This window comes from Collimonas sp. NPDC087041 (genome assembly GCF_044745265.1).
Taxonomy (GTDB): Bacteria; Pseudomonadota; Gammaproteobacteria; order Burkholderiales; family Burkholderiaceae_D; genus Collimonas.
Map to the genome: position 1 here is coordinate 80,875 of NZ_JBIUZX010000014.1, position 22,563 is coordinate 103,437.

The 22,563-nt window shown below is 56.6% G+C and carries 21 protein-coding genes; 18 read left to right on the forward strand and 3 right to left on the reverse strand.

The window, feature by feature from the left end:
• The first annotated feature begins 348 nt into the window (after positions 1-348).
• The 8 genes from ACIPF8_RS21490 (at position 349) to maiA (ending at position 9,475) form a co-directional block, all read left to right on the forward strand.
• Positions 349-2,715 carry a P-loop NTPase fold protein gene (locus ACIPF8_RS21490; protein ID WP_400425128.1) on the forward strand — a complete coding sequence of 789 codons (2,367 nt, stop codon included), beginning with the start codon at positions 349-351 and terminating at the stop codon, positions 2,713-2,715.
• 416 nt (positions 2,716-3,131) lie between these two features.
• Entirely contained in the window at positions 3,132-4,142 is a 1,011-nt protein-coding gene (gene dusA / locus ACIPF8_RS21495; protein WP_400425131.1) for a tRNA dihydrouridine(20/20a) synthase DusA, read from the forward strand.
• 258 nt (positions 4,143-4,400) lie between these two features.
• Positions 4,401-5,519 (forward strand): bifunctional 3,4-dihydroxy-2-butanone-4-phosphate synthase/GTP cyclohydrolase II, encoded by a 1,119-nt coding sequence (gene ribBA / locus ACIPF8_RS21500; RefSeq protein ID WP_400425134.1) that lies wholly within the window; start codon positions 4,401-4,403, stop codon positions 5,517-5,519.
• Positions 5,520-5,599: 80 nt separating this feature from the next.
• Positions 5,600-6,085 carry a 6,7-dimethyl-8-ribityllumazine synthase gene (gene ribH, locus ACIPF8_RS21505; protein ID WP_061534210.1) on the forward strand — a complete coding sequence of 162 codons (486 nt, stop codon included), beginning with the start codon at positions 5,600-5,602 and terminating at the stop codon, positions 6,083-6,085.
• A 162-nt stretch (positions 6,086-6,247) separates the two neighbouring features.
• On the forward strand, positions 6,248-6,718 hold the full coding sequence (gene nusB, locus ACIPF8_RS21510; RefSeq protein ID WP_400425137.1) for a transcription antitermination factor NusB: 471 nt from the start codon (positions 6,248-6,250) through the stop codon (positions 6,716-6,718).
• A 136-nt stretch (positions 6,719-6,854) separates the two neighbouring features.
• On the forward strand, positions 6,855-8,033 hold the full coding sequence (locus ACIPF8_RS21515; protein WP_400425140.1) for a pyridoxal phosphate-dependent aminotransferase: 1,179 nt from the start codon (positions 6,855-6,857) through the stop codon (positions 8,031-8,033).
• Between the two features lie 54 nt (positions 8,034-8,087).
• Positions 8,088-8,783 carry a fumarylacetoacetate hydrolase family protein gene (locus tag ACIPF8_RS21520; protein WP_400425143.1) on the forward strand — a complete coding sequence of 232 codons (696 nt, stop codon included), beginning with the start codon at positions 8,088-8,090 and terminating at the stop codon, positions 8,781-8,783.
• A 23-nt stretch (positions 8,784-8,806) separates the two neighbouring features.
• A complete protein-coding gene (maiA, locus tag ACIPF8_RS21525) occupies positions 8,807-9,475 on the forward strand; it encodes a maleylacetoacetate isomerase (protein ID WP_400425145.1) in 669 nt (222 codons plus the stop codon).
• Positions 9,476-9,527: 52 nt separating this feature from the next.
• Here maiA and ACIPF8_RS21530 read toward each other — a convergent pair whose 3' ends face one another.
• Positions 9,528-11,144: an FMN-binding glutamate synthase family protein gene (locus tag ACIPF8_RS21530; protein WP_400425147.1), complete on the reverse strand. Its 1,617-nt coding sequence runs from the start codon at positions 11,142-11,144 to the stop codon at positions 9,528-9,530.
• A 330-nt stretch (positions 11,145-11,474) separates the two neighbouring features.
• Between ACIPF8_RS21530 and ACIPF8_RS21535 the strand changes: the two genes are divergently transcribed.
• The 5 genes from ACIPF8_RS21535 to ACIPF8_RS21555 all read left to right on the forward strand — a co-directional run bounded on the left by ACIPF8_RS21535 (position 11,475) and on the right by ACIPF8_RS21555 (position 16,085).
• Positions 11,475-11,687 carry a CsbD family protein gene (locus ACIPF8_RS21535; RefSeq protein WP_400425149.1) on the forward strand — a complete coding sequence of 71 codons (213 nt, stop codon included), beginning with the start codon at positions 11,475-11,477 and terminating at the stop codon, positions 11,685-11,687.
• A gap of 64 nt (positions 11,688-11,751) precedes the next feature.
• Positions 11,752-12,303: a hypothetical protein gene (locus tag ACIPF8_RS21540; RefSeq protein WP_400425151.1), complete on the forward strand. Its 552-nt coding sequence runs from the start codon at positions 11,752-11,754 to the stop codon at positions 12,301-12,303.
• Positions 12,304-12,619: 316 nt separating this feature from the next.
• Positions 12,620-13,252, forward strand: a complete 633-nt coding sequence (locus ACIPF8_RS21545) for a response regulator (protein ID WP_400425153.1) — start codon at positions 12,620-12,622, stop codon at positions 13,250-13,252.
• Positions 13,253-13,363: 111 nt separating this feature from the next.
• Complete coding sequence (locus tag ACIPF8_RS21550; RefSeq protein WP_400425155.1) at positions 13,364-13,813, forward strand: response regulator; 450 nt, start codon at positions 13,364-13,366, stop codon at positions 13,811-13,813.
• Positions 13,814-13,970: 157 nt separating this feature from the next.
• Positions 13,971-16,085, forward strand: a complete 2,115-nt coding sequence (locus ACIPF8_RS21555; RefSeq protein ID WP_400425157.1) for a PAS domain-containing protein — start codon at positions 13,971-13,973, stop codon at positions 16,083-16,085.
• 44 nt (positions 16,086-16,129) lie between these two features.
• Here ACIPF8_RS21555 and ACIPF8_RS21560 read toward each other — a convergent pair whose 3' ends face one another.
• Positions 16,130-16,570: a universal stress protein gene (locus tag ACIPF8_RS21560; protein ID WP_400425160.1), complete on the reverse strand. Its 441-nt coding sequence runs from the start codon at positions 16,568-16,570 to the stop codon at positions 16,130-16,132.
• A 334-nt stretch (positions 16,571-16,904) separates the two neighbouring features.
• Here ACIPF8_RS21560 and ACIPF8_RS21565 point away from each other — a divergent pair, with 334 nt between their 5' ends.
• The 5 genes from ACIPF8_RS21565 (at position 16,905) to ACIPF8_RS21585 (ending at position 21,402) form a co-directional block, all read left to right on the forward strand.
• Positions 16,905-18,203, forward strand: a complete 1,299-nt coding sequence (locus ACIPF8_RS21565; RefSeq protein ID WP_400425163.1) for an NAD(P)/FAD-dependent oxidoreductase — start codon at positions 16,905-16,907, stop codon at positions 18,201-18,203.
• Between the two features lie 217 nt (positions 18,204-18,420).
• On the forward strand, positions 18,421-18,840 hold the full coding sequence (locus ACIPF8_RS21570) for a glycine zipper 2TM domain-containing protein (RefSeq protein ID WP_400425166.1): 420 nt from the start codon (positions 18,421-18,423) through the stop codon (positions 18,838-18,840).
• A gap of 149 nt (positions 18,841-18,989) precedes the next feature.
• Positions 18,990-19,190 carry a hypothetical protein gene (locus tag ACIPF8_RS21575; protein ID WP_400425169.1) on the forward strand — a complete coding sequence of 67 codons (201 nt, stop codon included), beginning with the start codon at positions 18,990-18,992 and terminating at the stop codon, positions 19,188-19,190.
• A gap of 154 nt (positions 19,191-19,344) precedes the next feature.
• A complete protein-coding gene (locus ACIPF8_RS21580) occupies positions 19,345-20,094 on the forward strand; it encodes a c-type cytochrome (RefSeq protein WP_400425172.1) in 750 nt (249 codons plus the stop codon).
• Positions 20,095-20,109: 15 nt separating this feature from the next.
• Complete coding sequence (locus ACIPF8_RS21585) at positions 20,110-21,402, forward strand: c-type cytochrome (RefSeq protein WP_400425174.1); 1,293 nt, start codon at positions 20,110-20,112, stop codon at positions 21,400-21,402.
• Positions 21,403-21,455: 53 nt separating this feature from the next.
• On the opposite strand, the gene ACIPF8_RS21590 is transcribed toward ACIPF8_RS21585, so the two are convergent.
• The gene (locus ACIPF8_RS21590; protein ID WP_400425177.1) at positions 21,456-22,433 is read right to left on the reverse strand and encodes an NAD(P)H-quinone oxidoreductase; all 978 of its coding nucleotides are present in this window, start codon (positions 22,431-22,433) and stop codon (positions 21,456-21,458) included.
• Positions 22,434-22,563: the final 130 nt, after the last annotated feature.

The following is a 22,563-nucleotide window of genomic DNA, read 5'->3' on the forward strand; positions in this document are numbered from 1 at the left end:
GCAGCAATGGAACGCTCTCGACATTAGCCTATCGGATTATTGGATTGCTATTCGACGTAATGCGGGTTGCCGGCTAGGCATGACGTATGTCATTGCAAGACTTGACCCTATTTTCCCCAACAACAGAAGCGACGGATGAGCCGGCGCGTGCAGTCATCCCTCGCCACGCTTGTCCACTAAATTGGTCGGTTTTGACTCAATATGTATCGCAGCTCCACCCTGTAGCCCAATCTCCCTGCAGCGTTACCGGGGGGGCATAATGATGCAATTTGACGCATGCTTAGGGAAGTTTAAGGAAAATTAGCCGTTCACAGCTGTCTAACAAAAAATTTCAGTGGGAATTGACAATTGAGCGAAAATGAAACCAGCTCCGGAGGAGCGCCGAAAATCACTACCTTGAACGTAAATCTGTCAGCTGACAGCCCACAGTTTGATCCCAAGCTCGATGCATTTGGATACGCCCCTTTCGCCCATTCAATAGCGAATGCTATTCGCACAACCCCTAATCCACGTGGGTTGGTTATGGGAGTCGATGGCGTGTGGGGTTCGGGGAAGTCAACGCTGTTGAAATTTGTTAAATATTACATATCCTATGAGTCTGATCCGATCCCATCTGATCTAACGACTTTTGAGGAAGCAAAAGCTACGTCACTCCGTTTTCTACGAGGTATCGTCTCACATTGCTCAAAAATAGTTTCGCCTGGCCGACTGGCTAATTTGGTGCCAGTGCCTGTAGCACCCCCAATCATTATTGAATTTAATCCTTGGTGGTTTAATGATCGCAACCAACTTGCATCCCAATTTTTGGGCCAATTCCGAAGCAGGCTGCCGGATAAAAACAAAAAATTCAAAAAAATTGGAAGCAAGTTGGCAGACTATTCGGATGGAATCACTCAATTGGTGGCAATGGGAGCGAATAGCTATTTGCCCGGGAGCGGTGCGGTCGTAAAAGGCGCGAGCGGATTCGTTAATAAGAAAAATACAAAAGACATTCCTACCATTAAAGAGGAAATATCTAAGGCACTTGAAAAAACGAATCAGAGATTTGTCGTGTTGGTAGACGATATAGATCGTTTGACGCCCGACGAAATCCGAGAGGTCTTCAAGGTTATTAAGGCACTCGCAGATTTCCCTAATGTGATTTATCTTCTTGCCTTTGATCGAGCTCTTGTGGCGCAGGCCTTACAAGGATCAATGGGCCTCCAAAATGGGGAGGCATATCTTGAAAAAATCATTCAAGTACCGTTTAATTTACCCTCGGTCACGTCGGTACAATTAACAGAAAAATTTATTGATGATCTAAATGTTTTTTTTGGTGACGTGAAGGACCCCGAATTTGACGAAAGCTATTGGTGGAATGTGTTTCAGGATGGCCTCAAATCATTTATCAAGAAACCTAGAGATTTAGTTCGGATAGTCAATGCCTTATCCGTAACTTTCCCAGCAGTCCGTGGAGAAGTGAACACGGTAGATTTTATTGCGCTTGAATTCCTACGAATATTTCTTCCGTATGTATACAACACCATTCGAGACAATCCGGAAAGATTTACAGGGTTAATCTCATCTGGGTCTAGCCAGCACGCAGACGAAAAGATTTTTCATGAGGCGTGGATCTCAGCAATTCCAGAGTTTCGTCGAGCGTCGATGAAGCAACTGATTAAGCGAATCTTTCCTCGATTAAACAATATATGGGGAAATACATCATATGGATCAAGTTTTCTTCGGGAATGGAAGGCTGCCGGGAGAGTGTGTGACGATTCGATGTTTCCTACATATTTTCAGTTCGGCATTTCGCCCAGGGTTTTAACTCGATCAGAGCTTCAGGCGTTCACCGCTCACCGCGATGTTGAAGCACTGGTTGCGGCATGGCAATTTCTACTTGACCAGAAAACAAATGGCAATAGAAAGGCTGTCGAGATATTTCAAAGAATTCGCGATATCGATGATCTCGATCCGATATTTTGCCAAGCGTGCTCGGAAGCATTGTTTCGAATTGGTGATCGCTTCCTAGAGCGGCCAGGCGAACGGACAGCCGGATTTTTTTCAGCGCCAGCCTCATGGCAAATGTCATTTTGCCTAGAGCACCTCATGGCTAAAATACCATCGAATACTTTGGAGGCGTGGTTAATCTTCGTGATCAAGGAGGCATCTGCGCTTTCAACGGCGACGTCGTACGTAAATTTCATTGAAGAAATTCAGAAGCCAGAAAACGTGGAGAAAGCCGGCGGTCGAGACTCGATACTTCTTTCTCTGAGCGCAGAGACTGTTTCACAAATCAAAGCGTTAATAGTTCGAAAGCTTAGGTCGCAAATGAATGACGGATCACTACTAAATCTTCCTAACCTTCCGCTGATTTTGACATGTTGGCTTGAGTGGGATGGTCTTGATGGAGTACAAACTTGGATGTCTTATGTAATTGGTGATGATAAGTTATTAGTTCGTCTTTTGGAGCACTTTCTACAAATAGGCAGCTCACAGGCGAGTGGCGACAGAGTCTCAAAGCGAACTGCCTCAATGGATCCGAATTATTTGACCAGATATTTAGATCCATCGCTTAGTTTAGGGGCGTTAAGCGACAGGGTGAATGAAGTGTCCAGCCGGCAACAAATTACGCCTTTGCAACAAGAGGCAATTTTAGAATTTCAACGCGGGATGTGCATCATTAATTCCGGAGGTGACCCGGGGAGTCCCTTTCCCCGTTTGTCGCAAGGGTGAATCTATAGTGTTGGGCCGCTACTTCTTTCGCGCTAACGATGGAGATTTTTGACTCTAATTTGCATGTGTCGGGCTAGCGGGAGAACCGGGGTTGCGTCTTGCAAGGACACACTTCATGCCTCACCAGTAACTCGCATTGCCTTGGAGTGGCGATCAACTAATCTGATAGGTATCGCTCTTGCCCTCGAATTTTCGAGTTCATTCCAGCGCCTTTCCCTTGGTCAGAAATGACTTGATGATAAACTGACCTCCTTTTCGCCGAATTTGCGCGAATCAAGATGCGCCTCGTTTTGTGACACATGCCATGTTCCTTGATGCAAATCGGATTCAATGGTGTTGCAAAAACAATCATAAAACTGAGCAATACAGCGCATAATTTGCATCACCAAGATGCCGGAAAACAGTCGTTTATCTCAATGAAATCAAGTAATTACAAGAAGCGGCGCATATCTGTTGCGCCGATGATGGACTGGACCGATAGGCATTGCCGCGTGTTCCATCGTCAAATCACCCGCCACACCTGGCTGTACACCGAAATGGTGACGACCGGGGCGTTGTTGCATGGGGATGTGCCGCGCCATCTCAACTTCGACAAGGTCGAGCATCCGGTTGCCTTGCAGTTGGGCGGTAGCGAGCCGGCTGATCTGGCCAAGAGCGCCAAGTTGGGTGAAGAATGGGGTTACGACGAGATCAACCTGAATTGCGGCTGTCCGTCCGAGCGCGTGCAGAAGGGCGCTTTTGGTGCTTGCCTGATGGCGGAATCGGCGCTGGTGGCGGATTGCGTCAAGGCGATGCGGGATGCGGTGTCTATCGATGTCACCGTCAAGCACCGGATTGGCATCGACAAGACTGAATCCTATGAATTTGTCCGCGATTTTGTCGGCACTGTGGCGGAAGCGGGTTGCCAGACATTCATCGTACATGCGCGCAATGCGATCCTGAAGGGCTTGAGCCCGAAGGAAAACCGCGAAATCCCGCCGCTGAAGTATGAATATGCCTACCGGCTGGCGAGCGATTTCCCGGAGCTGGAAATCATCATCAACGGCGCGATCAAGACTACCGCTGAAATCGATGCGCATTTGCAACACGTCGACGGCGTGATGCTGGGGCGTGAGGCTTATCACAACCCTTACCTGATGGCCGATTTCGACGCGCGCTATTTCGGCGATGCCGATGCAGTGCCGAAGACCCGGGCCGAGGTGATCGAGGCCATGCTGCCTTACATTCGCGAGCAACTGGCCCTGTACGGCCGCGATGGCAACGGTTTGCGCCTCAACAGCATTACGCGCCACATGCTGGGCCTGATGGCCGGCATGCCGGGCGCTAAATCGTTCCGGCAGGCGCTGTCGGATTCGAAAAGGCTGGCGCTGGGCGACCCGATTTTGCTGGTGGATGCATTGTCTAAAATGCAACCAATGGCGGCTTGAGCGAGTCGGGAGCGTTGTAGATCGGTTGTTCAGGCGAAAGTACGGCAAAGTAGTGTCCGTAAAACATTTTCAGTCTGCTAAATCCTTTAAAATAGCCACCTCGGGTTTATTTTGGCTTGCCAGCGCCGCCATGCAGCGGCCCGCAGGCCATGAACTATTATCAATTCAGCGCGATTTATAGCGGATACCAGCTGGCCGCAGACCGCTCACAAGGCGGCTTGCGGGCCGGTTATCTTCAAGGCGAATTCAAGGCTAAGCATGTCAATTGCAACTACAGAGGAAATCATTGCCGAACTCCGTGCCGGACGCATGGTTATTTTGGTGGATGAAGAAGATCGTGAAAACGAAGGCGACCTGGTCCTGGCCGCCGATTTTGTGACGCCTGAGGCGATCAATTTCATGGTTCGCCATGCGCGCGGCCTGGTCTGCCTGACCTTGACCGAAGAGCGTTGCGACCAGCTCAACCTGGGCATGATGACCAGCCGTAACGGTACAGCCTACGGCACCAATTTCACCGTCTCGATCGAAGCCGCCGAAGGTGTGACGACCGGCATTTCAGCCGCCGACCGCGCGCGCACCATCCAGGTTGCGGTAGCGGCAGATGCCAAGGCTGGCGATATCGTCCAGCCTGGCCATATTTTCCCGATCAAGGCGCGCAAGGGCGGCGTGCTGATGCGCGCCGGCCATACCGAAGCTGGTTGCGACCTGACCGAAATGGCGGGCCTGACACCGGCCGCCGTGATTTGCGAAATCCTCAAGGAAGACGGCACCATGGCGCGCCTGCCGGACTTGCTGGAGTTCTCCAAGGAACACGGCTTGAAGGTTGGCACGATTGCCGACCTGATCCACTATCGCGGCCAGCACGAAAGTATCGTCGAGCGGCTCGCCGAGCGCACCACGCATACCGCGCAAGGCACATTCAAGACCATCGCCTATCGCGATACGCCAAGCGGCGGCGCGCATCTGGCGCTGTTGCACGGCACACCATCGCCGGATGTGGAAACGCTGGTGCGGGTGCATCAGCCGGTATCGATCCTGGATCTGCTGGAAACCGAAGCGACCAACCATTCCTGGAACATGGCCTCGGCCCTGGCGGCGATTGCCGCTTCGCCGTGCGGCGTGGTGGTGCTGCTGAATTGCGAAGAATCGGCAGACCAGATTTTCGCCAAGTTTGCGGCACTGGAAGCGGCTTGCAGCGGCGGCGTCAAGCCACCGGCGCCACGGGTTGACCTGCGGACCTACGGCATCGGCGCGCAGATCCTCAAGGATCTCGGCGTCGGCAAGATGAAACTGCTGGCCAGCCCGCGCAAGATGCCTTCGATGACAGGCTATGACCTGGAAATTACCGGATATCAAAACAAGCCGAACGCTGAGTAGTAGAGTGCAGTAGCTGGATTTGACACGTTTTTGTATAACAATTAGTAGATAAGCGCCTGGTGCGTATAAAGAGGAAAACCATGACAGTCGGAATTTACGAAACCAATCTGGATGGTGCAGATTTGCGCATCGGTATTGTGCAAGCCCGCTTCAACGAAGATGTATGCCACGGGTTGATGTCGGCCTGTCTGGCTGAGTTGAAGCACCTGGGTGTGGCCGATGAAGACATCCTGCACGTCACTGTTCCGGGCGCACTGGAAATCCCGCTGGCGCTGCAGAAGATGGCTGAGACCATGCAGTTCGATGCACTGATCGCCATTGGCGCGGTGATTCGCGGCGAGACCTATCACTTTGAACTGGTCTCGAACGAATCCGGCGCCGGCATCACGCGCGTCGGCCTGGATGCCGGCATCCCGATCGCTAATGCCGTGCTGACCACCGAGAACGACGAGCAGGCCGAAGCCCGCATGGAAGAGAAGGGCACCGATGCTGCGCGCGTAGCGGTCGAGATGGCCAATCTGTCGATCGCGCTGGAAGAACTGGCTGAAGCCACCAGCGAAGAATAAAATCGTCTGGACGATGGCGGTTTGCCGGTTGCCAGTCAATCGCGGCAAGCAGTCATCGGCAACCGGACCGATGTACAAGAAGAGTTGCAGGCCGGCCGCAAGACCGGCCTTGGAATGACCAATGAGCTTTATCGATAAGCTTTACTACAAGCTGGAAAAATTATGACCAATAAAACTTTGCACGCCAATCCGAGCAAGAGCCGCACGCCACGTCACCGCGCGCGCGAATTCGCGTTGCAGGGCCTGTATCAATGGCTGTTGAACAACGAAGACGTGACCGCCATCAGCGAAAACATCCGCCAGGCGCATGGCTTCGACAAGGCCGATGCCGAACATTTCAACTCGCTGCTGTACGGCGCGATCAAGGATGCGGCCACATTGCGCGCCGGCCTGGCGCCATTGATCGACCGCAAGATCAGCGAACTGTCGCCGGTGGAACACGCGGTGTTGCTGATCGGCGCTTTCGAGCTGCAAAACCATGTCGAAATTCCCTATCGCGTTGTCATCAATGAGGCGGTTGAACTGACCAAATCGTTCGGCGGCATCGACGGCCACAAGTATGTGAACGGCGTGCTGGATAAATTTGCGGCCAAGGCGCGCGCGACCGAAATCGACGCCGGCAAGAAATCCTGAATCGGTAAATAATGTGGGTGACGAAGCAGTTGCTTCGTTACGCCTGCGAATCGATACAGGCTTCGTGTTTCAGGTGCGGCGTTAGCCTTGTGTCAGTTTGGTGACCGAGAGCGCCGCGCCATTCGGAAAAGTATTCATGACATTCTCGCACCTGGCTTCACGTCTCGACAATATCGCTCCGTTCCACGTGATGGAGCTGGCAAAAATGGCTGCGGCGCTGGAGCGCGAAGGCCGCCATATCATCCACATGGGTATCGGCGAACCTGATTTCACCGCAGCGCCGCTGGTCATCGAAGCAGCCGCCAAGGCCATGGCCGACGGCAAGATGCAATACACCTCCGCCACTGGCTTGCCGGCGCTGCGCGCAGCGATCTCGGCGCATTATCGGCAAGTATTCGGCCTCGACATCGCACCCGAGCGTATCGTCGTCACCGCAGGCGCTTCGGCTGCCTTGCTGCTGGCTTGTGCGGCGCTGGTGGAGAAGGGCTGCGAAGTGCTGATGCCTGATCCTTCCTATCCCTGCAATCGTCACTTTGTCGCTGCCTTCGACGGCCAGGCGAAGATGATTGCCAGCGGTCCGGCCGAGCGTTTCCAATTGTCCGATGATATGGTGCGCGAGCATTGGGGCGAGCATACGCGAGGCGTGCTGCTGGCGTCGCCGTCGAACCCGACCGGCACCTCGATCCTGCACAGCGAACTGGCGAAGATCATTGCCACCGTGCGCGCCAAGGGTGGTTTTTCCATCGTCGATGAAATCTACCAAGGCCTCAGCTACGATGCCGAACCGTTTTCGGCGTTGTCGCTGGGCGACGACATCATCGTCATCAACAGTTTCTCCAAATACTTCAACATGACCGGCTGGCGTCTCGGCTGGCTGGTACTGCCGGAAGCGCTGGTGCCGCCTATCGAAAAACTGGCACAGAACCTCTTCATCTGTCCGTCGTCGATTGCGCAGCACGCCGCGCTGGCCTGCTTTGAAAAAGATTCGCTGGCCTTGTATGAGGCGCGCAAGGATGAATTCAAACGGCGTCGCGATTACCTGGTGCCGGCGTTGATTGCGCTCGGCTTCAAGGTGCCGGTGATTCCCGATGGTGCGTTCTACGTGTATGCCGATTGCAGCGATCTGCTCAAGGATGGCGGCGATGCCGACAGCCTGGTCAAGGACATCCTGAACCGAGTTGGCGTCAGCATGGTGTCCGGTCTGGATTTCGGTGCGCACACTGCACAGCATTACATCCGCCTGTCATACGCGACCTCGATGGAAAATCTGCAGGAAGCGGTGCGCCGTCTCGGCAGTTACCTAGGCAAGAATTAAGCAGGATATTGTCCCCCATGCCGGCACTCCGGCGGTATTGAAAAAGGAGCTTTCATGAACTTCGCTTTCCCCCCAAAAGCCGTAGCGGCAGTACCTGTCGATGGCAACGATCAATTGTTTCCAGTGCATCGTATCTATTGCGTTGGCCGCAACTATGCCGAGCACGCCAAGGAAATGGGCAGTAGCGGCCGCGAAGCGCCGTTCTTCTTCATGAAGCCGGCCGATGCAGTGCTGCCGGTCGCGCATGGCAGCATCGGCGAGATGCCGTATCCATCGATGACGCAGGATCTGCATCACGAAATCGAGCTGGTGGTAGCGCTTGGTAGCGGCGGCAAGAATATTCCTGCTGCCGAAGCCGTCAAGCATATCTGGGGCTATGCCGTCGGCCTGGATATGACGCGCCGCGATCTGCAGGGCGAAGCCAAGAAGCTGGGCCGCCCATGGTGTACCGGCAAGGGCTTTGACTTTTCCGCGCCAATCTCGCCGATCCATCCTGTGAGCGCCACCGGCGTCATCGAGCAGGGCGATATCCATCTGGACGTCAACGGTGCATTGCGCCAGCGCGGCGATATCAACCAGATGATCTGGAATATTGCAGAAACCATTGAGCAGCTGTCGGCCTATTTCGAACTGCAGGCTGGCGACCTGATCTTTACCGGCACCCCGGCTGGTGTCGGTGCGGTGGTAAAGGGCGATCTGCTGGAGGGTTCGGTAGCGGGTGTCGGCGATCTGCGGGTGCGCCTGGTCTAAGGCTGGGATTCGAGTATAAATCGATGAAACTGTATAGCTATTTCCGCAGCTCGGCTTCGTATCGCGTGCGGATTGCCTTGAACCTGAAGGGCATCCCGTACGACATCGTGCCGGTGCATTTGCTGAAGCACGGCGGTGAGCAATTGAGCCAGATGTATCGCACCTTGAACAGCGACGGCCTGGTGCCAACGCTGGTCGAGGATGATAACGATGGCGCTGACGGCCAGCATGTGCTGACGCAATCGCTGGCGATGATCGAGTATCTGGAAGAAATCCATCCGACGCCACCGCTGTTGCCATCAACGCCGCTGGACCGGGCTTTCGTGCGCAGTATTGCGCTCTCGATAGCCTGCGATACGCATCCGATCAATAACCTGCGCGTGCTGCGTTATCTGGTGCATGAGCTGAAGGTCGACGAGAACGCCAAGAACGCCTGGTATCGCCACTGGTGCGAGAGCGGCCTGGCGGCGCTGGAAGTAGCGCTGGCTCGCGACAAGCGTACGGGCAAATTCTGCTACGGCGATACGCCGACATTGGCCGATTGCTGCCTGATCCCGCAGATATTCAACGCGCAGCGCTTGAAATGCGATTTGTCGGCGATGCCGACCTTGATGCGGATCCACGAAAACTGCCAACAGCTGGAAGCCTTCGTCAAGGCAGCGCCGCAAAATCAGCCGGATGCCGAAGCCTGAATAAGGTATCGCAAATAAAAAAGCCAGGGTCTTGAACAACCCTGGCTTTTTTTTATTGAATGCTTACCGCGATTGGCTCTGCCGGATGGAAGCTCTCGGCACGTGATATCGGCCAGTATTTCTCAAAGACCGGATAGCGATAATTCTGGTTCAGCAAATCGCCCGGTTTCAGGTAGTGCAGCAAATCCGACATCAGTTTCACTTCGTGGTCGGACGTGCGGCGCACGATGTGATGTGCGCGCAGCGCCGAGGCATGCGGCAAGCCGGCCGCCTGTACCAGTTCCTGCAGCGCGTGCAAGGTGCTTTCATGGAAGCGATACACACGTTCGGCCTTGTCCGGCACCACCAGCGCTTTTTGGCGGCCGACATCCTGGGTTGCCACGCCGGTCGGGCAGCGGTCGGTATGACAGCTTTGCGATTGGATGCAACCCAGCGAAAACATGAAGCCGCGCGCCGAATTGCACCAGTCGGCGCCGATCGCCAGCGTGCGCGCCAGGTCGAAGGCGGTAATCACTTTGCCGCTGGCGCCGATCTTGATACGGTCACGCAGGCCGGCGCCGACCAGGGCGTTATGCACCAGCAGCAAGCCTTCCTGCAACGGCATGCCGACGTGATCGACGAACTCCAGCGGCGCCGCGCCAGTGCCGCCTTCCGAGCCGTCCACGACGATGAAGTCGGGCAGGATGCCGGTCTGCAGCATGGCTTTGACGATGCCGAAAAATTCCCACGGATGGCCGACGCAGAGTTTGAAGCCAACCGGTTTGTCGCCGGACAGCGTGCGCAGTTTCTGGATGAATTCCAGCAAGCCGATCGGATTCGTGAATGAGGAGTGGGTGGCAGGCGAGATACAGTCGACGCCCATCGGTACGCCGCGCGTAGCCGAAATTTCCGGCGTGATCTTGGCCGCCGGTAGCACGCCGCCATGACCAGGCTTGGCGCCTTGCGACAACTTGACGGTAATCATCTTCACTTGCGGCGAGGTTGCCTGCGCCACGAATTTTTCTTCATTGAAACTGCCGTCGCCGTTGCGGCAACCGAAGTAGCCGGAAGCGATTTGCCACAGCAGATCGCCGCCGAATTCGCGATGGTACGGCGAAATCGAACCTTCGCCGGTATCGTGCGCGAAGCCGCCTTTTTTTGCGCCGCGATTCAGTGCGCGGATGGCGTTGGCCGATAGCGCACCAAAGCTCATCGCCGACACGTTGAACACTGACATCGAATACGGCTGCGCGCGCTCGGCGCCGACGATCACGCGGAAATCGTGGCTGGCGATGATGGTCGGCGACAGCGAATGGCCGACCCATTCATAGCCGCGCAATTTGACATCAAGCTCGGTGCCGAACGGCCGGCTGTCGACTTCACCTTTGGCGCGCTGATAGACCAGGCTGCGTTCCTTGCGGGTGAACGGCGCGCCGTCATTATCGCTTTCGAAAAAATACTGGCGCATCTCAGGCCGGATCATTTCGAACAGGAAGCGGAAATGGCCCATCAGCGGATAGTTGCGCAGGATCGCATGGCTGCGCTGGTTCATGTCCCAAATGCCCAGTGCGGTCAATAAGCCGGGAACCACGGCCCACCACCACGCCAGCTTGCCAGCTGCGGCACTGGCGGCAAGAACCAAGGTCAGTAACAGCACTCCCCAGAAGCTCAGATAACGACTGACTCTCATGACTCATTCCTTTTAAGACGTGTAATAGCTGATGTAATGACAATTTGCCTGAGGAAACGGCTCATCGCAGTGACAAGCTGGCAATTTTACACATGGATAGCGACCCGTGTATTGGCTGCTGCTTCCTGTTGTCCTACAAATCAAACCGTAGCTGTCCTATAGCGGCTCCAGGAGCTGCTGGTTAGTATTGACTCACGATGCAAACGCGGCGGCAATGGCAGACCGATGAGGCCGGCATCACTCATCATCCAGGTCTTGCGCGTTGGCGCAGCCGCTATGTTGCTCTTGACGATAACCGTCGAGACATTCAAAACCGTGAAGGAGCAAGCAATGAACTGGGACATCATCCAAGGTAACTGGAAGCAGTTTAAGGGTAACGTGAAACAGCAATGGGGCAAGCTTACCGACGACAAGCTCGACCAGATCGCCGGTAAGCGCGACCAATTGATCGGTAGCGTGCAGGAGGCTTACGGCCTGAACAAGGAAGACGCCGAAAAGCAGATCCGTGAATTTGAAGAGCGCAACAAGGATCACCAATTCTAAGCGGCGGGCCGCGCCTGATAGCGCGGCCGTTTTTCATGCCTCAATACAGAAAAGGAAAATTCTGATGACGATCAAAAGACTTATCGCAGCCGCGCTGATTAGTACCGCAAGTTTTACCGGTGCCTCGCTGGCGCTGGCCGCAAACGATGCCAAGGCAGCTTACAAGGCCGCAGAAGATGCGGCGGACGCCACTTACAAGTCCGACCTGGCAAAATGCGATAGCCTGAGCGGCAACGGCAAGGACGTATGTGTCGAGCAAGCCAAGGCGACACGCGAGCACACGACGCAGGATGCCAAGGCAGCGTACAAGAAAACGCCAAAGGCATTGGCGAGTGCGCGCAAGGAAGGAGCCGAGGCCGACTATGCAGTCGCCCGTGAAAAATGCAATGGATTGGCTGGCAATGCCAAGGATGTATGCGTCAAGCAGGCCAAAGCCGACGAAGCCAATGCGCTAACGGATGCGAATGCCAAGCAGGAAATATCGCAGACCAAAGCTGCTGTGCGTGATGAGCGGGCGGAGGAGCGGTATAAGGTTGCGCTCGCCAAGTGTGACGGCCAGGCCGGTCCCACCAAAGAGGCATGCGTCACGGCCGCCGAGGGTGAGCGCGGCAAGTAAATGCGGTCAGCATTTTTCATCTGAATTTAATCGTTGTTTACATTGCTGTCAGTCAACGTCACACTAGTGGGCAGCTACGGTCGAATCGAGGGCGAAGGGCGCGTATTCGGCGCGCAGGGCAAGGCGCACAGCGGAGCAATAGCGGGACTATTGCGAGCATTTGCAACGCCGCCATGCGGGTCGGATACGCGACAGGCGCTCTTGATTTGGTTGTTACAGGCCACTAAATTGGAATTGGGCCTCGTTGTCGCTACTTGCTACGACGAAGTCGGTGACGACGGGCTGAAATACTTACGTGATTACGACGATAGAGCAGATGATAAAAATACTGGTAGTTGACGACCATGCAGTAGTCCGCGCCGGCGTTCAATTCTTCGTGGCAGAGATTCCAGGAATGGAGATCGCCGGCGAGGCTGCCAATGCGCAGGACGCGATCCGCATGGTGCGTGCCGAGGAATACGATATCGTGTTGCTGGATATTGCGATGCCGGATAAAAGCGGAGTCGAGGTGCTCAAGCAGATCAAGCGCGAGAAACCGAAATTGCCGGTGCTGATGCTCAGCATGCACCCCGAGAGCCGCTATGCGGTACAGGTGCTGCGCAGCGGTGCTGACGGCTATGTGCAGAAAGAGGCATTGGCGACGGAGCTGGTGAAGGCGATCAACACGGTGCTGCAGGGCCACAAGTACATCAGTTACGGCGTTGCGGAGCTGTTGACGGCTGATCCTGCCAGCAATGAGGACAAGCCCTTGCACGAGACGTTATCGGCGCGCGAGTACGAGATATTCTACAAGTTGAGCCAGGGCGAGAGCGTGACCAAGATTGCCGATGAGCTGTGTTTGAGCGTCAAGACGATCAGCACTTATCGCACACGCGTCTTGCAGAAGATGAGCATGGCCAGCAATGCCGACATTATTTATTATGCGATCAAGAATAACCTGATCGACTAGGCGCCAGACGCGTCAAGTAGGTACGGAAACAATAGATTGCTACCAGCCGGATATCGGGTTTGCCAGCCGCCGGCGTGGAAAACTGGTTCAATGCATGCTTCATCATGAGGGATGTTCCAAGCGTCAAACGATATGGACCATACAATAACATCTCAAGAGACAGGGCACAGCACAGCTCCGCTGCGGGTTTTTCTGGTGGAAGATTCACTGGATGTGAGAAATCTGATGATTGAAACCCTGAATGAAATTCCCGGCATCGTGCTGGCCGGATTTTCTGAAGGGGAAGATGAAGCCCTGCGGAAAATCGATACCGGCGCTTACGATGTGTTAATCCTGGATATCGAGCTCAAGCAGGGAAATGGCATGAGCCTGCTGCGCACCCTGGCAGAGTCCGGCAAGCCGCTCACTTCGCTCAAGATCATTTTCAGCAACAATGTCAGCAATGCATTCCGACGCGTCGGCGAACAGTACGGCGTGCAGTTTTTCTTTGATAAAAGTTCGGAACTCACGAAGTTGCGAGATTTGCTCGCGGCGCTGGGCGCCGGATTGCACGCGCACTAAGTGCGCATTTTTTGAACCGATTTGAGTCGGTTCGTTTCAAGCAATAAGCGCCTGCTTTTCATAAGCGGGTTTTTCTATTTTTACTCTCAGCCTGAAGCGACGGCCGGAAGATGGCGATGACTCGCATCCGGCATGCAGCACCGTTCAGGGAGGTTATTTGGATACAAAAGCAAGCGAGACCGCCGGCCCGCGCAACCCCCATTATCAGGAGTTGCTGAAAACGCGCGCACTGGAAAGCCTGGCCTCGACCAAGACCTACGTCTGGCGCACGACCGCGGCGGCGATTGGGCTAACCGTATTGGTGATGGTGCTGGCAGCCCTGGCGCTGGTTAGTTGCCTGAATCAGCTCACACCTTCTTTGCCGTTGTCGGCGTTGATTGCCATGCGTGCCGGTACTGCAGCAGGCTTCCTGCTCGCGACCTGCAGCTTGCTGTTGCATTGCGTCGGCAGCGGCGGCCGGCGACGGCCGTTCAGTATCGCGGCGCAAGGGTTGGCGTTGCTGTTGCTGTTGTTTGTCTCGACTGCGTTATTGCATGCTGCGCTTGGCGGCATTGGCTGGCTCGATCGCATCCTGGCCGCTTTGCCGCCTGAAATCGATTGGCACGCTTTCGGCGCGCTGCATCCGGTGGCGGGTCTCGGCTTCCTGTTGTGCGGCCTGACTTTGCTGCTGCTTGATCGGCGCGACAGGAAAGAACACTATGTTGCTGAATACTTGGCGATCGCCCTGATTTTCCTCAGTGCGATTCCGTTGCTCGGATATTTTTACCGGGTCACCGCGATGACCCAGATGGTGTATTCGACCAACATCCCGATCTTGTCGGCGCTGGCTTTCCTGCTGTTCGGCATGGCGCTGCTGATGGCGCGCCCGCGGCACCGGCTGATGTCAATCATCACCCGCCACGCACCGGGCGGGCAGATGCTGCGCCGTTCGTTGCCGCAAATGTTGTTCCTGCTGGTTGTCTTGCATTGGCTGGCCGATTGGGGTGCGCGCCAGGGCTTCTACGATCGCAGTATCCTGCCGCCGATGTTGACCCTGATCGACGGCGTGCTGGTCCTGTTCATATTTTGGCGCGCGGGCGGCAAGGTCGATCATGAATACGGCGCTCGTCTGCAGAGCGCGGCGGAATTGGCCGAGGCCACCGCCTTGCTGATCGCCGTCAGCGACAACACCAACGATCCGATTTTCGTGAAAGACCGCCAGGGCCGGCTGATTTTCGCCAATCCAGCCACGCTGCGGCGGTTGGCGTTAAGTTGGGAGCAGGCCAAGTATCGCGGCAGCCGAGAGATTTTTCCGCGCCGCGAGGACGCCGACCGGATTGACATCGACGACATCCGCATCATGAACGGCGGCGTGTCGGAAACGCTGGAACAAACCGTGCAGCTGCCAAACGAAACCGTCACGTTCCAGACCACCAAGGCGCCCTGGTTCGGGCAGCAGGGGCAAGTCATGGGCGTGATCGGGATTGCCACCGACATCAGCGAACGCAAACGCGCCGAAGATTCGCTCAGGAGACGCGAGCTGGAGCTGGAGCGCACCATCGCCCAGCGCACTGCATTGCTGCGTGAATTGACCAACCATCTGGAAACCATCCGCGAAGAAGAGAAGCGGGCGATTGCGCGCGAATTGCATGACAACATGGGCGCCTCCCTGACCGCTCTCAGCATGCATCTGGAGGGCGTCTACAAGGTCTTGCCGGCGACCGAGCAATGGCAGAATCGCCAGGAGCAGATGCGGACATTGTTGAACTCGCTGGTGGCGACCACGCGCCGCATCCAGACCGAATTGCGCCCCAACATGCTGGACCTGTTCGGCTTGAAGGCAGCCATGGCCGAGCAGCTGGAAGATTTCAGCCAGCGTACCGAGATCGTCTGCAAATCGAGTTTGCCGGACGAGGATGTGGCGGTTGATCACAAGATCGAGATTGCGGTGTACCGGATGCTGCAGGAAATCCTGAACAACGTCTCCAAGCACGCCCAGGCAACGCAGGTTGATGTGATCCTCGATATCGACGAGGATCGCCTGGCGCTGACGGTACGCGACAATGGCATCGGCATGTCGCAGGAGCGCTTTGAAAACACCACGACGCACGGCCTGCGCGGATTGAATGAAAGGGCGACCTACCTGGGCGGCAAGGTAAGTTTTAAGGCCGGGGAAGGCAAGGGGACTACGGTGAAGATCGAACTGCCGCTGACGATGCTGGCTGCGACGCCGGCCGATGCGCAAGCCAATACATCAAGCAATACGCCAGGCAGCGCGCCCAGTCCGTCATGATGCGCAACTGCCGGACGCGATGTCCGGCAGAGGGCGCCAATCTTCTATGGAATGCAGGGATCGGTCGCCACCAGCACGCTGCAAGGCACTTTTTCAACCAGTAGCGTATCCACCGAGCCACGCCACCAGCGCGTCGCCAGCGGCTTCTTGCGCGAGTGACCGACGATGACCAGATCGATTCCCAACTTGCCGACCAGGTCACTGATGACATTGACCGGTTCGCCGCTTTCAAAATGATCGATCGGCTTCAAGCCGGCATCGGTCAGCAGCTTGTGTCCCTTGATTAATTCTTGTTCCAGCAGGGTTTTCTCGGCCCTGATCGCGGATTCGGCGACGAATTCGCCGGCCATCAGGTAGGTCGCCAGATTGATCACGCCCAGCAGATGGATCTCAACTTCGGGGCTGGGAGCCAGGTGGATGCAGGAATAAAGTGCGGAACGGCTTTCGGGTGTGCCGTTGTAGGCGACGAGAATTTTCCGGTACATATACCCTCCTGAAAACAACGTTAGCGATGGTTGCTGATTTCATCATAGCGCAGACTGATGCTGCTAACCAGCGGCCAATGGATAGTTTCGGATAGTTTTGATTTTGCATCGGGAAGAGCCGTTTTACCTGGCGCAAACCGGGCTTGCCTGGCGTATCGGATTTTTCCGAATAACGTTAATTGGCGCCGGATGATCCAAAATATGCGAAAGTAAGTCACTATTGCGCTCTGCGGCACTATAAAAGTAGACTTGCCGGGTAAGGCCGTTTGGCGCCATTTGGGAGCGCCGAATGGCGAAGCGTTATTGATCAATACAAGACTTGAAGGAATGATGGATGTCGGACGAAATCGTGATTGTGGGCGGTGGTGCAGGTGGGCTGGAGTTGGCGTGCAAGCTGGGCCGCAAATTGGGACATGGTCACGTCACGTTGGTCGACCGGGCGCTGTATCACATCTGGAAGCCGTCGCTGCATGAAGTGGCGGCAGGGACGCGGGATATCCACCAGGAAGGCCTGTCCTATCAGATGTTGGCACATGACAATAAGTTTCGCTTCGTCTACGGCGCCATGAGTGCGCTGGATGCGGAAAACAATACAATTACCGTCGACGCCGTTACCGACGAAATTGCGGAAGAAGTGATCCCGCCGCGCCAGATCGCGTTCGGCAAGCTGGTGATTGCGGTTGGCAGCGTTTCCAATTATTTCGGCATCAGCGGCGCCGAGGAAAACACCATCTCGCTCAACAGCACTGCGGATGCCGAACATTTCAGGGTGCGTTTGCTGAAGATGCTGGCGCTGGCGGATATGAAGAAGGAAAAGAATCCGGATGCCGGCGTCGATATCGTGATCGTCGGCGGTGGCGCTACCGGGGTTGAACTGGCGGCGGAATTGCGCGATGCCAGCAGCGTCTATACCGATTACGACTTCCCGAATTTGAATCCGAATCGCGATGTCCGCATCACTATCCTGGAAGGCGCGCCGCGTTTGCTGGCGCCGCTGACCGAGCGGGTCTCCAAGGCCGCCAGCAAGATTCTGCAGGATCGCGCAGTGCGCGTGGTGACCGATTGCCGTGTCGCCAGCATTGCGGTGGATTTCGTTACCGATTCGAATGGCAATAATTATGCGTCCGACCTGTGCGTCTGGTCGGCCGGCATCAAGGCGCCCGACTTCCTCAAGACGCTCGGGCTGCCGGTGATCAAATCGGGACAACTGGAGGTTGATGGCGGCCTCAAGGTGAATGGCTTCAACAACATCTACGCACTCGGCGACTGTGCCGCGTGTATCGGCTCGGACGGAAAAATGGTGCCGCCACGCGCGCAGGCGGCGCATCAGCAGGCGGATTACCTGGTCGATACTTTCATCCGTTCGATCAGGGGCAAAGCGGCCCCGGATGGCCCGTATGTCTACAAGGACCATGGCTCGCTGGTGTCGTTCGGCAGAAACACATCGGTCGGCACCTTGATGGGATCGCTGACCAAGCTCGGCTGGTTTGTCGACGGTTTCTTTGCGCGCATGATGTACACCAGCTTGCATCTGATGCATTTGAATGCGCTGCTGGGCCCGGTGCGTACCGGCGTCACGGCTGCCGCCAGCAGCCTGATGAAGCACGCCAAGCCGTCGGTGAAGTTGCACTGATTTGCGCTCAGTTGCGCAGGGGCACGGCAGTTGCAGAGGTTGTAACCATGTTGTGCAAATGTAAAAGTATGTATCGATTGATTGGATTAATCGGTCGCTGGTCTATAGTTCAACTCAACAGCCGTGCTTGCGTTTCAACGACGGTTTGCTGATGTGTGTGATCGGTAGCTTTAGGACCCGCATTAAGACCGCTTTAAGACCCTTCAAGGAGTCAATCATGCTGTACAAGAAATGGATTTGCGTTGCACTGCTGGCTAGCACTACCGCTGCAGTTTCAAGCTCGGCCCTGGCTTATGACGATGGCGCCAATACCGCGATTGGCGCGGTCGCCGGTGCAGTCATCGGCGGCGCCGTAGGTGGCCGTAATGGTGCGATTGTCGGCGGTGTGTTGGGCGCAGCGGTCGGTGCAACTTCGGGTGGCTATCGCGACGATCGTGGCGGTTACTACGAAGGTGGACGCGGCTACTACGCGCAGCCGGCGCCTGTCTATTACCAGCCTGCTCCGGTCTACTATCGCCCGGCCCCGGTGTATTACCAGCCACAGCCGGTGTACTACCGGCCTGCTCCGGTGTATGTCGAGCGCGTGAGCCGTGATTACTACCAGCGCCCTTACCAAGGCGGCTACTACGAGCGTTGATCGTGCCTTGAAATCAACATCATGAAACGCCGGTTCGGAGTCATATCCGAACCGGCGTTTTTGCATTTTAGCGATGCTTGCGGATTCTTTCCTATGCGCCAGACGGCGGGGAGCCTATAGTGAGAGGAAGCACTTGAGAGGGGACTGCCGTGAGTAAAAGAAAAACCGTCGCACCCGAAATCAATCCCGACAAGAAAAAGAAAATGCAGCCGGTGAATCCGGCGGACCGCTGGACCGGCCACGCGCTGGATGGCAGCCAGCAGCTCGATATCCTGGAAGAGCAGATGTATGTCAACGAACCGGGAACCACCATCGACCAGCCGCTGGTGCCGCCGAAACCACCGAAGTGACATGCTTGCGGCGCGATGGCGCTGTCGGCTTGCTGAGACAATTTGTCCAGCCAAACAGGCGCAGCCGGGAGGTTGCCGCCGTGACATGCTGGTCTATAATCGGCCATGAATGCCTTCCCTATAAAATGCAGCACTATAAAAAAGCAGGAGAATCATGTCGACTCTTTGGGTATGGCCTGCCGCCGGCCGCGCGCGGCATTGGCGATCAAGTTTCCTGTTTTTTCTTGCTGCGACCCTGCTAGGGATTGCCGCCCACGCGGCTGAGGTCGATAGCGGTCCGGTGCCAGACACCATCAAGCAGCGCCTCACCGCCTGCACTGCCTGCCACGGCGAACGGGGCCGCGCCACCAACGACGGCTACTATCCGCGCATCGCCGGCAAGCCGGCCGGTTACCTTTACAACCAGCTGCATAATTTCCGCGAAGGGCGCCGTCGTTATCCGATGATGACTTACCTGGTCGATCATCTGTCTGACGCCTACCTGCAAGAAATCGCCCAGTATTTCGCCGACCAGCATCCGCCTTATCCGGCGCCGCAACCTTTCGATCTGTCGAGCGCGACGCGGGCGCGCGGCGAGATGCTGGTCAACAAGGGCGATGCCGACAAGAAGATCCCAGCCTGCATCGCCTGTCACGGCAGCGCCATGACCGGCGTGCAGCCGGCCACGCCGGGTTTGCTCGGCTTGCCGCGAGATTATCTGGTTGGTCAGATCGGCGCCTGGAAAAGCGGCGCACGCCATGCTCTGGCGCCAGATTGCATGGCGCAGGTGGTGCAGCGCCTGAGTGTTGAAGATATCGGTGCCGTGGCGGCATGGCTGGCTGCGCAACCGGTCCCTGCCGATGCCACCGCGGTAGCTCCCACCTCGGTCAAACTGCCGCTGGTTTGCGGCAGTGTCCCCAACTGATTCGGCGGAGCGAACATGAAACGCATAGTGATCTGGGTGATCGGCGCTGTGGTGCTGCTGGCTGTGGGTGCTGTGGCAGTGCTGGCAATGCTCAATGCCGACGACAACAGCGCGCCGCAACAGTCGGCGGCCGTGGTGAATCCCGCCGAGCAATTGCAGCGCGGCGCCTATCTTGTGCGCACCGGCGATTGCATGGCATGCCACACCGCGCGCGGCGGCAAATCGCTGGCGGGCGGGCGCGCGATACAGACACCGTTCGGCGCCATCTATTCGCCCAACGTTACGCCGGATGGCGAGACCGGCATCGGCAAATGGTCGGCTGACGATTTCTGGCGCGCGCTGCACAACGGCAAATCGAAAGACGGCAGCTTGCTGTATCCGGCGTTCCCGTACACGAACTACACCAAGGTCACGCGCAGCGATGCCGACGCCATGTTCGCCTATCTGCGCAGCGTGCCGCCGGTCTCGCAAAAAAACCTGCAACCCGATCTGCGCTTCCCGTACAACAACCGCATCTTGCTGTACGGCTGGCGCGCGCTGTACTTTCGGCCAGGTGTTTATCAGCCCGAGAAAGAACAATCGGTGGAGTGGAATCGTGGCGCATATCTGGTGCAGGGATTGGGGCATTGCAGCGCCTGCCACACCACTCGCAATGCGCTGGGCGGCAGCGACCTGAAGGCCGAGCTGGGCGGCGGCTTCATCCCGGTCATCAACTGGTACGCGCCGTCGTTGACTTCCGATGAGGAAATCGGCCTCGGCGATTGGGAGATCGAACACATCACCGCGTTGCTGAAGAATGGTGTCTCGCCGCGCGGAACAGTGCTGGGGCCGATGGCGGAAGTGGTGGGCGCCAGCCTGCAGCATTTGAGCGATCCGGATGTCAAGGCAATGGCGGTGTACCTGAAGTCATTGCCACGGCAGAAGGAAGTGTCGGAATCGAAGGAGCGCGCCAGCCCGGATGAAGTCGATCGCGTATTGGCGCTGGGCGGCAAGATCTATAAAGCGAATTGCGTCGATTGCCACCAGGCTTCCGGCAAGGGAACATGGCCGGCTTATCCGCCATTGGCCGGCAATCACGCGATCACCATGGCGTCGCCGGTGAATGCAATCAGGGTAGTGCTGAATGGCGGTTTCGCGCCGAGTACGGCAGGCAATCCGCGTCCGTACGGCATGCCGCCGTACGGCCCGGCGTTGAGCGATAGCGAGGTGGCGGCAGTGGTGTCCTACATTCGCAACAGCTGGGGCAACAGGGCGCCGATTGTCAGCGCCGCCGAAGTCAATCGCTATCGGGCGATACCGCTGGACTAGTGGCATGCGTGGGCACGGGGTGCCCACGCTACACGCCGTCCGCCTGCGGTTGCTTATACCGTCAACATGATCTTGCCGATATGCGAGCTGCTTTCCATCAGCGCATGCGCTTGTGCGGCCTGTTCCAACGGGAAGGTCTGGAAGATCACCGGCTTGATCTTGCGCGCTTCCAGCAACGGCCAGACACGCTGCTGCAATTGCGCAGCGATGGCAGCCTTGAAGGCGATCGGACGCGGCCGCAAGGTTGAACCGGTAATCGTCAGGCGCCGCATCAGGATCTGGCGGAAATCGATATTGGCGCTGCTGCCGCCGAGGGTGGCGATGAACACCAGGCGACCGTCGTCGGCCAGGCAACTGATCTCGCGCGGCACGTAATCGCCGGCTACCATATCCAGGATCACGTTGACGCCTTTGCCATCGGTGGCGGCCTTGATCACGGCTGCGAAATCTTCGGTGCGATAGTTGATGCCGCGTTCGGCGCCGAGCGCTTCGCAGGCGCGGCATTTGTCATCCGAGCCGGCGGTGGCGAAAACGCGGTGACCAAGTGCGGTAGCGATCTGGATCGCGGCGGCGCCGATGCCGGAACTGCCGCCTTGCACCAGCAAGGTCTCGCCAGCGGACAGCTTGGCGCGGTCGAAAACATTGCTCCAGACGGTGAAGAAGGTTTCCGGCAGCGATGCCGCTTCTACCGCGCTCCAGCCGGCCGGCAAGGGCAGGCACTGGGCCGCCGGCGCGGTGCAATACTCGGCATAACCGCCACCAGCCACCAGCGCGCATACCAGGTCGCCTTTCTTCAGGTGCGTCTGACTGAAGTCGCCGTCGACGATTTCACCGGCAATCTCCAGTCCCGGCAGGTCGGAGGCGCCGGGCGGCGGCGAATAGTTGCCGGTGCGCTGGAACACGTCTGGCCGATTGATGCCGGCTGCCTGCACCTTGATTAATACTTCGCTTGCAGCAAAAGTGGGAATCGGCCGTTCGCAGATCTGCAAAACGTCGGGGCCGCCGGGTTGGGTGATTTCAATCGCGCGCATGAGTTTGTCCGTTGGGTAAATCGGTCATTGTATGACAACCAGAATTTGCCATTTTGTTTGCTCTATCGATAGTTTTTCTGTATTGGCTCACGGCAAGTATTCAAGTTAATATTTTGATGCTTTGTGGGAA

Excerpts from the sequence above, each read along its gene's own strand:
- dusA (WP_400425131.1), top strand. The coding sequence starts at position 3,132 with ATGAAATCAAGTAATTACAAGAAGCGGCGCATATCTGTTGCGCCGATG.
- ribBA (WP_400425134.1), top strand. The coding sequence starts at position 4,401 with ATGTCAATTGCAACTACAGAGGAAATCATTGCCGAACTCCGTGCCGGA.
- ribH (WP_061534210.1), top strand. The coding sequence starts at position 5,600 with ATGACAGTCGGAATTTACGAAACCAATCTGGATGGTGCAGATTTGCGC.
- nusB (WP_400425137.1), top strand. The coding sequence starts at position 6,248 with ATGACCAATAAAACTTTGCACGCCAATCCGAGCAAGAGCCGCACGCCA.
- ACIPF8_RS21515 (WP_400425140.1), top strand. The coding sequence starts at position 6,855 with ATGACATTCTCGCACCTGGCTTCACGTCTCGACAATATCGCTCCGTTC.
- ACIPF8_RS21520 (WP_400425143.1), top strand. The coding sequence starts at position 8,088 with ATGAACTTCGCTTTCCCCCCAAAAGCCGTAGCGGCAGTACCTGTCGAT.
- maiA (WP_400425145.1), top strand. The coding sequence starts at position 8,807 with ATGAAACTGTATAGCTATTTCCGCAGCTCGGCTTCGTATCGCGTGCGG.
- ACIPF8_RS21530 (WP_400425147.1), bottom strand. The coding sequence starts at position 11,144 with ATGAGAGTCAGTCGTTATCTGAGCTTCTGGGGAGTGCTGTTACTGACC.
- ACIPF8_RS21535 (WP_400425149.1), top strand. The coding sequence starts at position 11,475 with ATGAACTGGGACATCATCCAAGGTAACTGGAAGCAGTTTAAGGGTAAC.
- ACIPF8_RS21540 (WP_400425151.1), top strand. The coding sequence starts at position 11,752 with ATGACGATCAAAAGACTTATCGCAGCCGCGCTGATTAGTACCGCAAGT.
- ACIPF8_RS21545 (WP_400425153.1), top strand. The coding sequence starts at position 12,620 with ATGATAAAAATACTGGTAGTTGACGACCATGCAGTAGTCCGCGCCGGC.
- ACIPF8_RS21550 (WP_400425155.1), top strand. The coding sequence starts at position 13,364 with ATGTTCCAAGCGTCAAACGATATGGACCATACAATAACATCTCAAGAG.
- ACIPF8_RS21560 (WP_400425160.1), bottom strand. The coding sequence starts at position 16,570 with ATGTACCGGAAAATTCTCGTCGCCTACAACGGCACACCCGAAAGCCGT.
- ACIPF8_RS21565 (WP_400425163.1), top strand. The coding sequence starts at position 16,905 with ATGTCGGACGAAATCGTGATTGTGGGCGGTGGTGCAGGTGGGCTGGAG.
- ACIPF8_RS21570 (WP_400425166.1), top strand. The coding sequence starts at position 18,421 with ATGCTGTACAAGAAATGGATTTGCGTTGCACTGCTGGCTAGCACTACC.
- ACIPF8_RS21580 (WP_400425172.1), top strand. The coding sequence starts at position 19,345 with ATGTCGACTCTTTGGGTATGGCCTGCCGCCGGCCGCGCGCGGCATTGG.
- ACIPF8_RS21585 (WP_400425174.1), top strand. The coding sequence starts at position 20,110 with ATGAAACGCATAGTGATCTGGGTGATCGGCGCTGTGGTGCTGCTGGCT.
- ACIPF8_RS21590 (WP_400425177.1), bottom strand. The coding sequence starts at position 22,433 with ATGCGCGCGATTGAAATCACCCAACCCGGCGGCCCCGACGTTTTGCAG.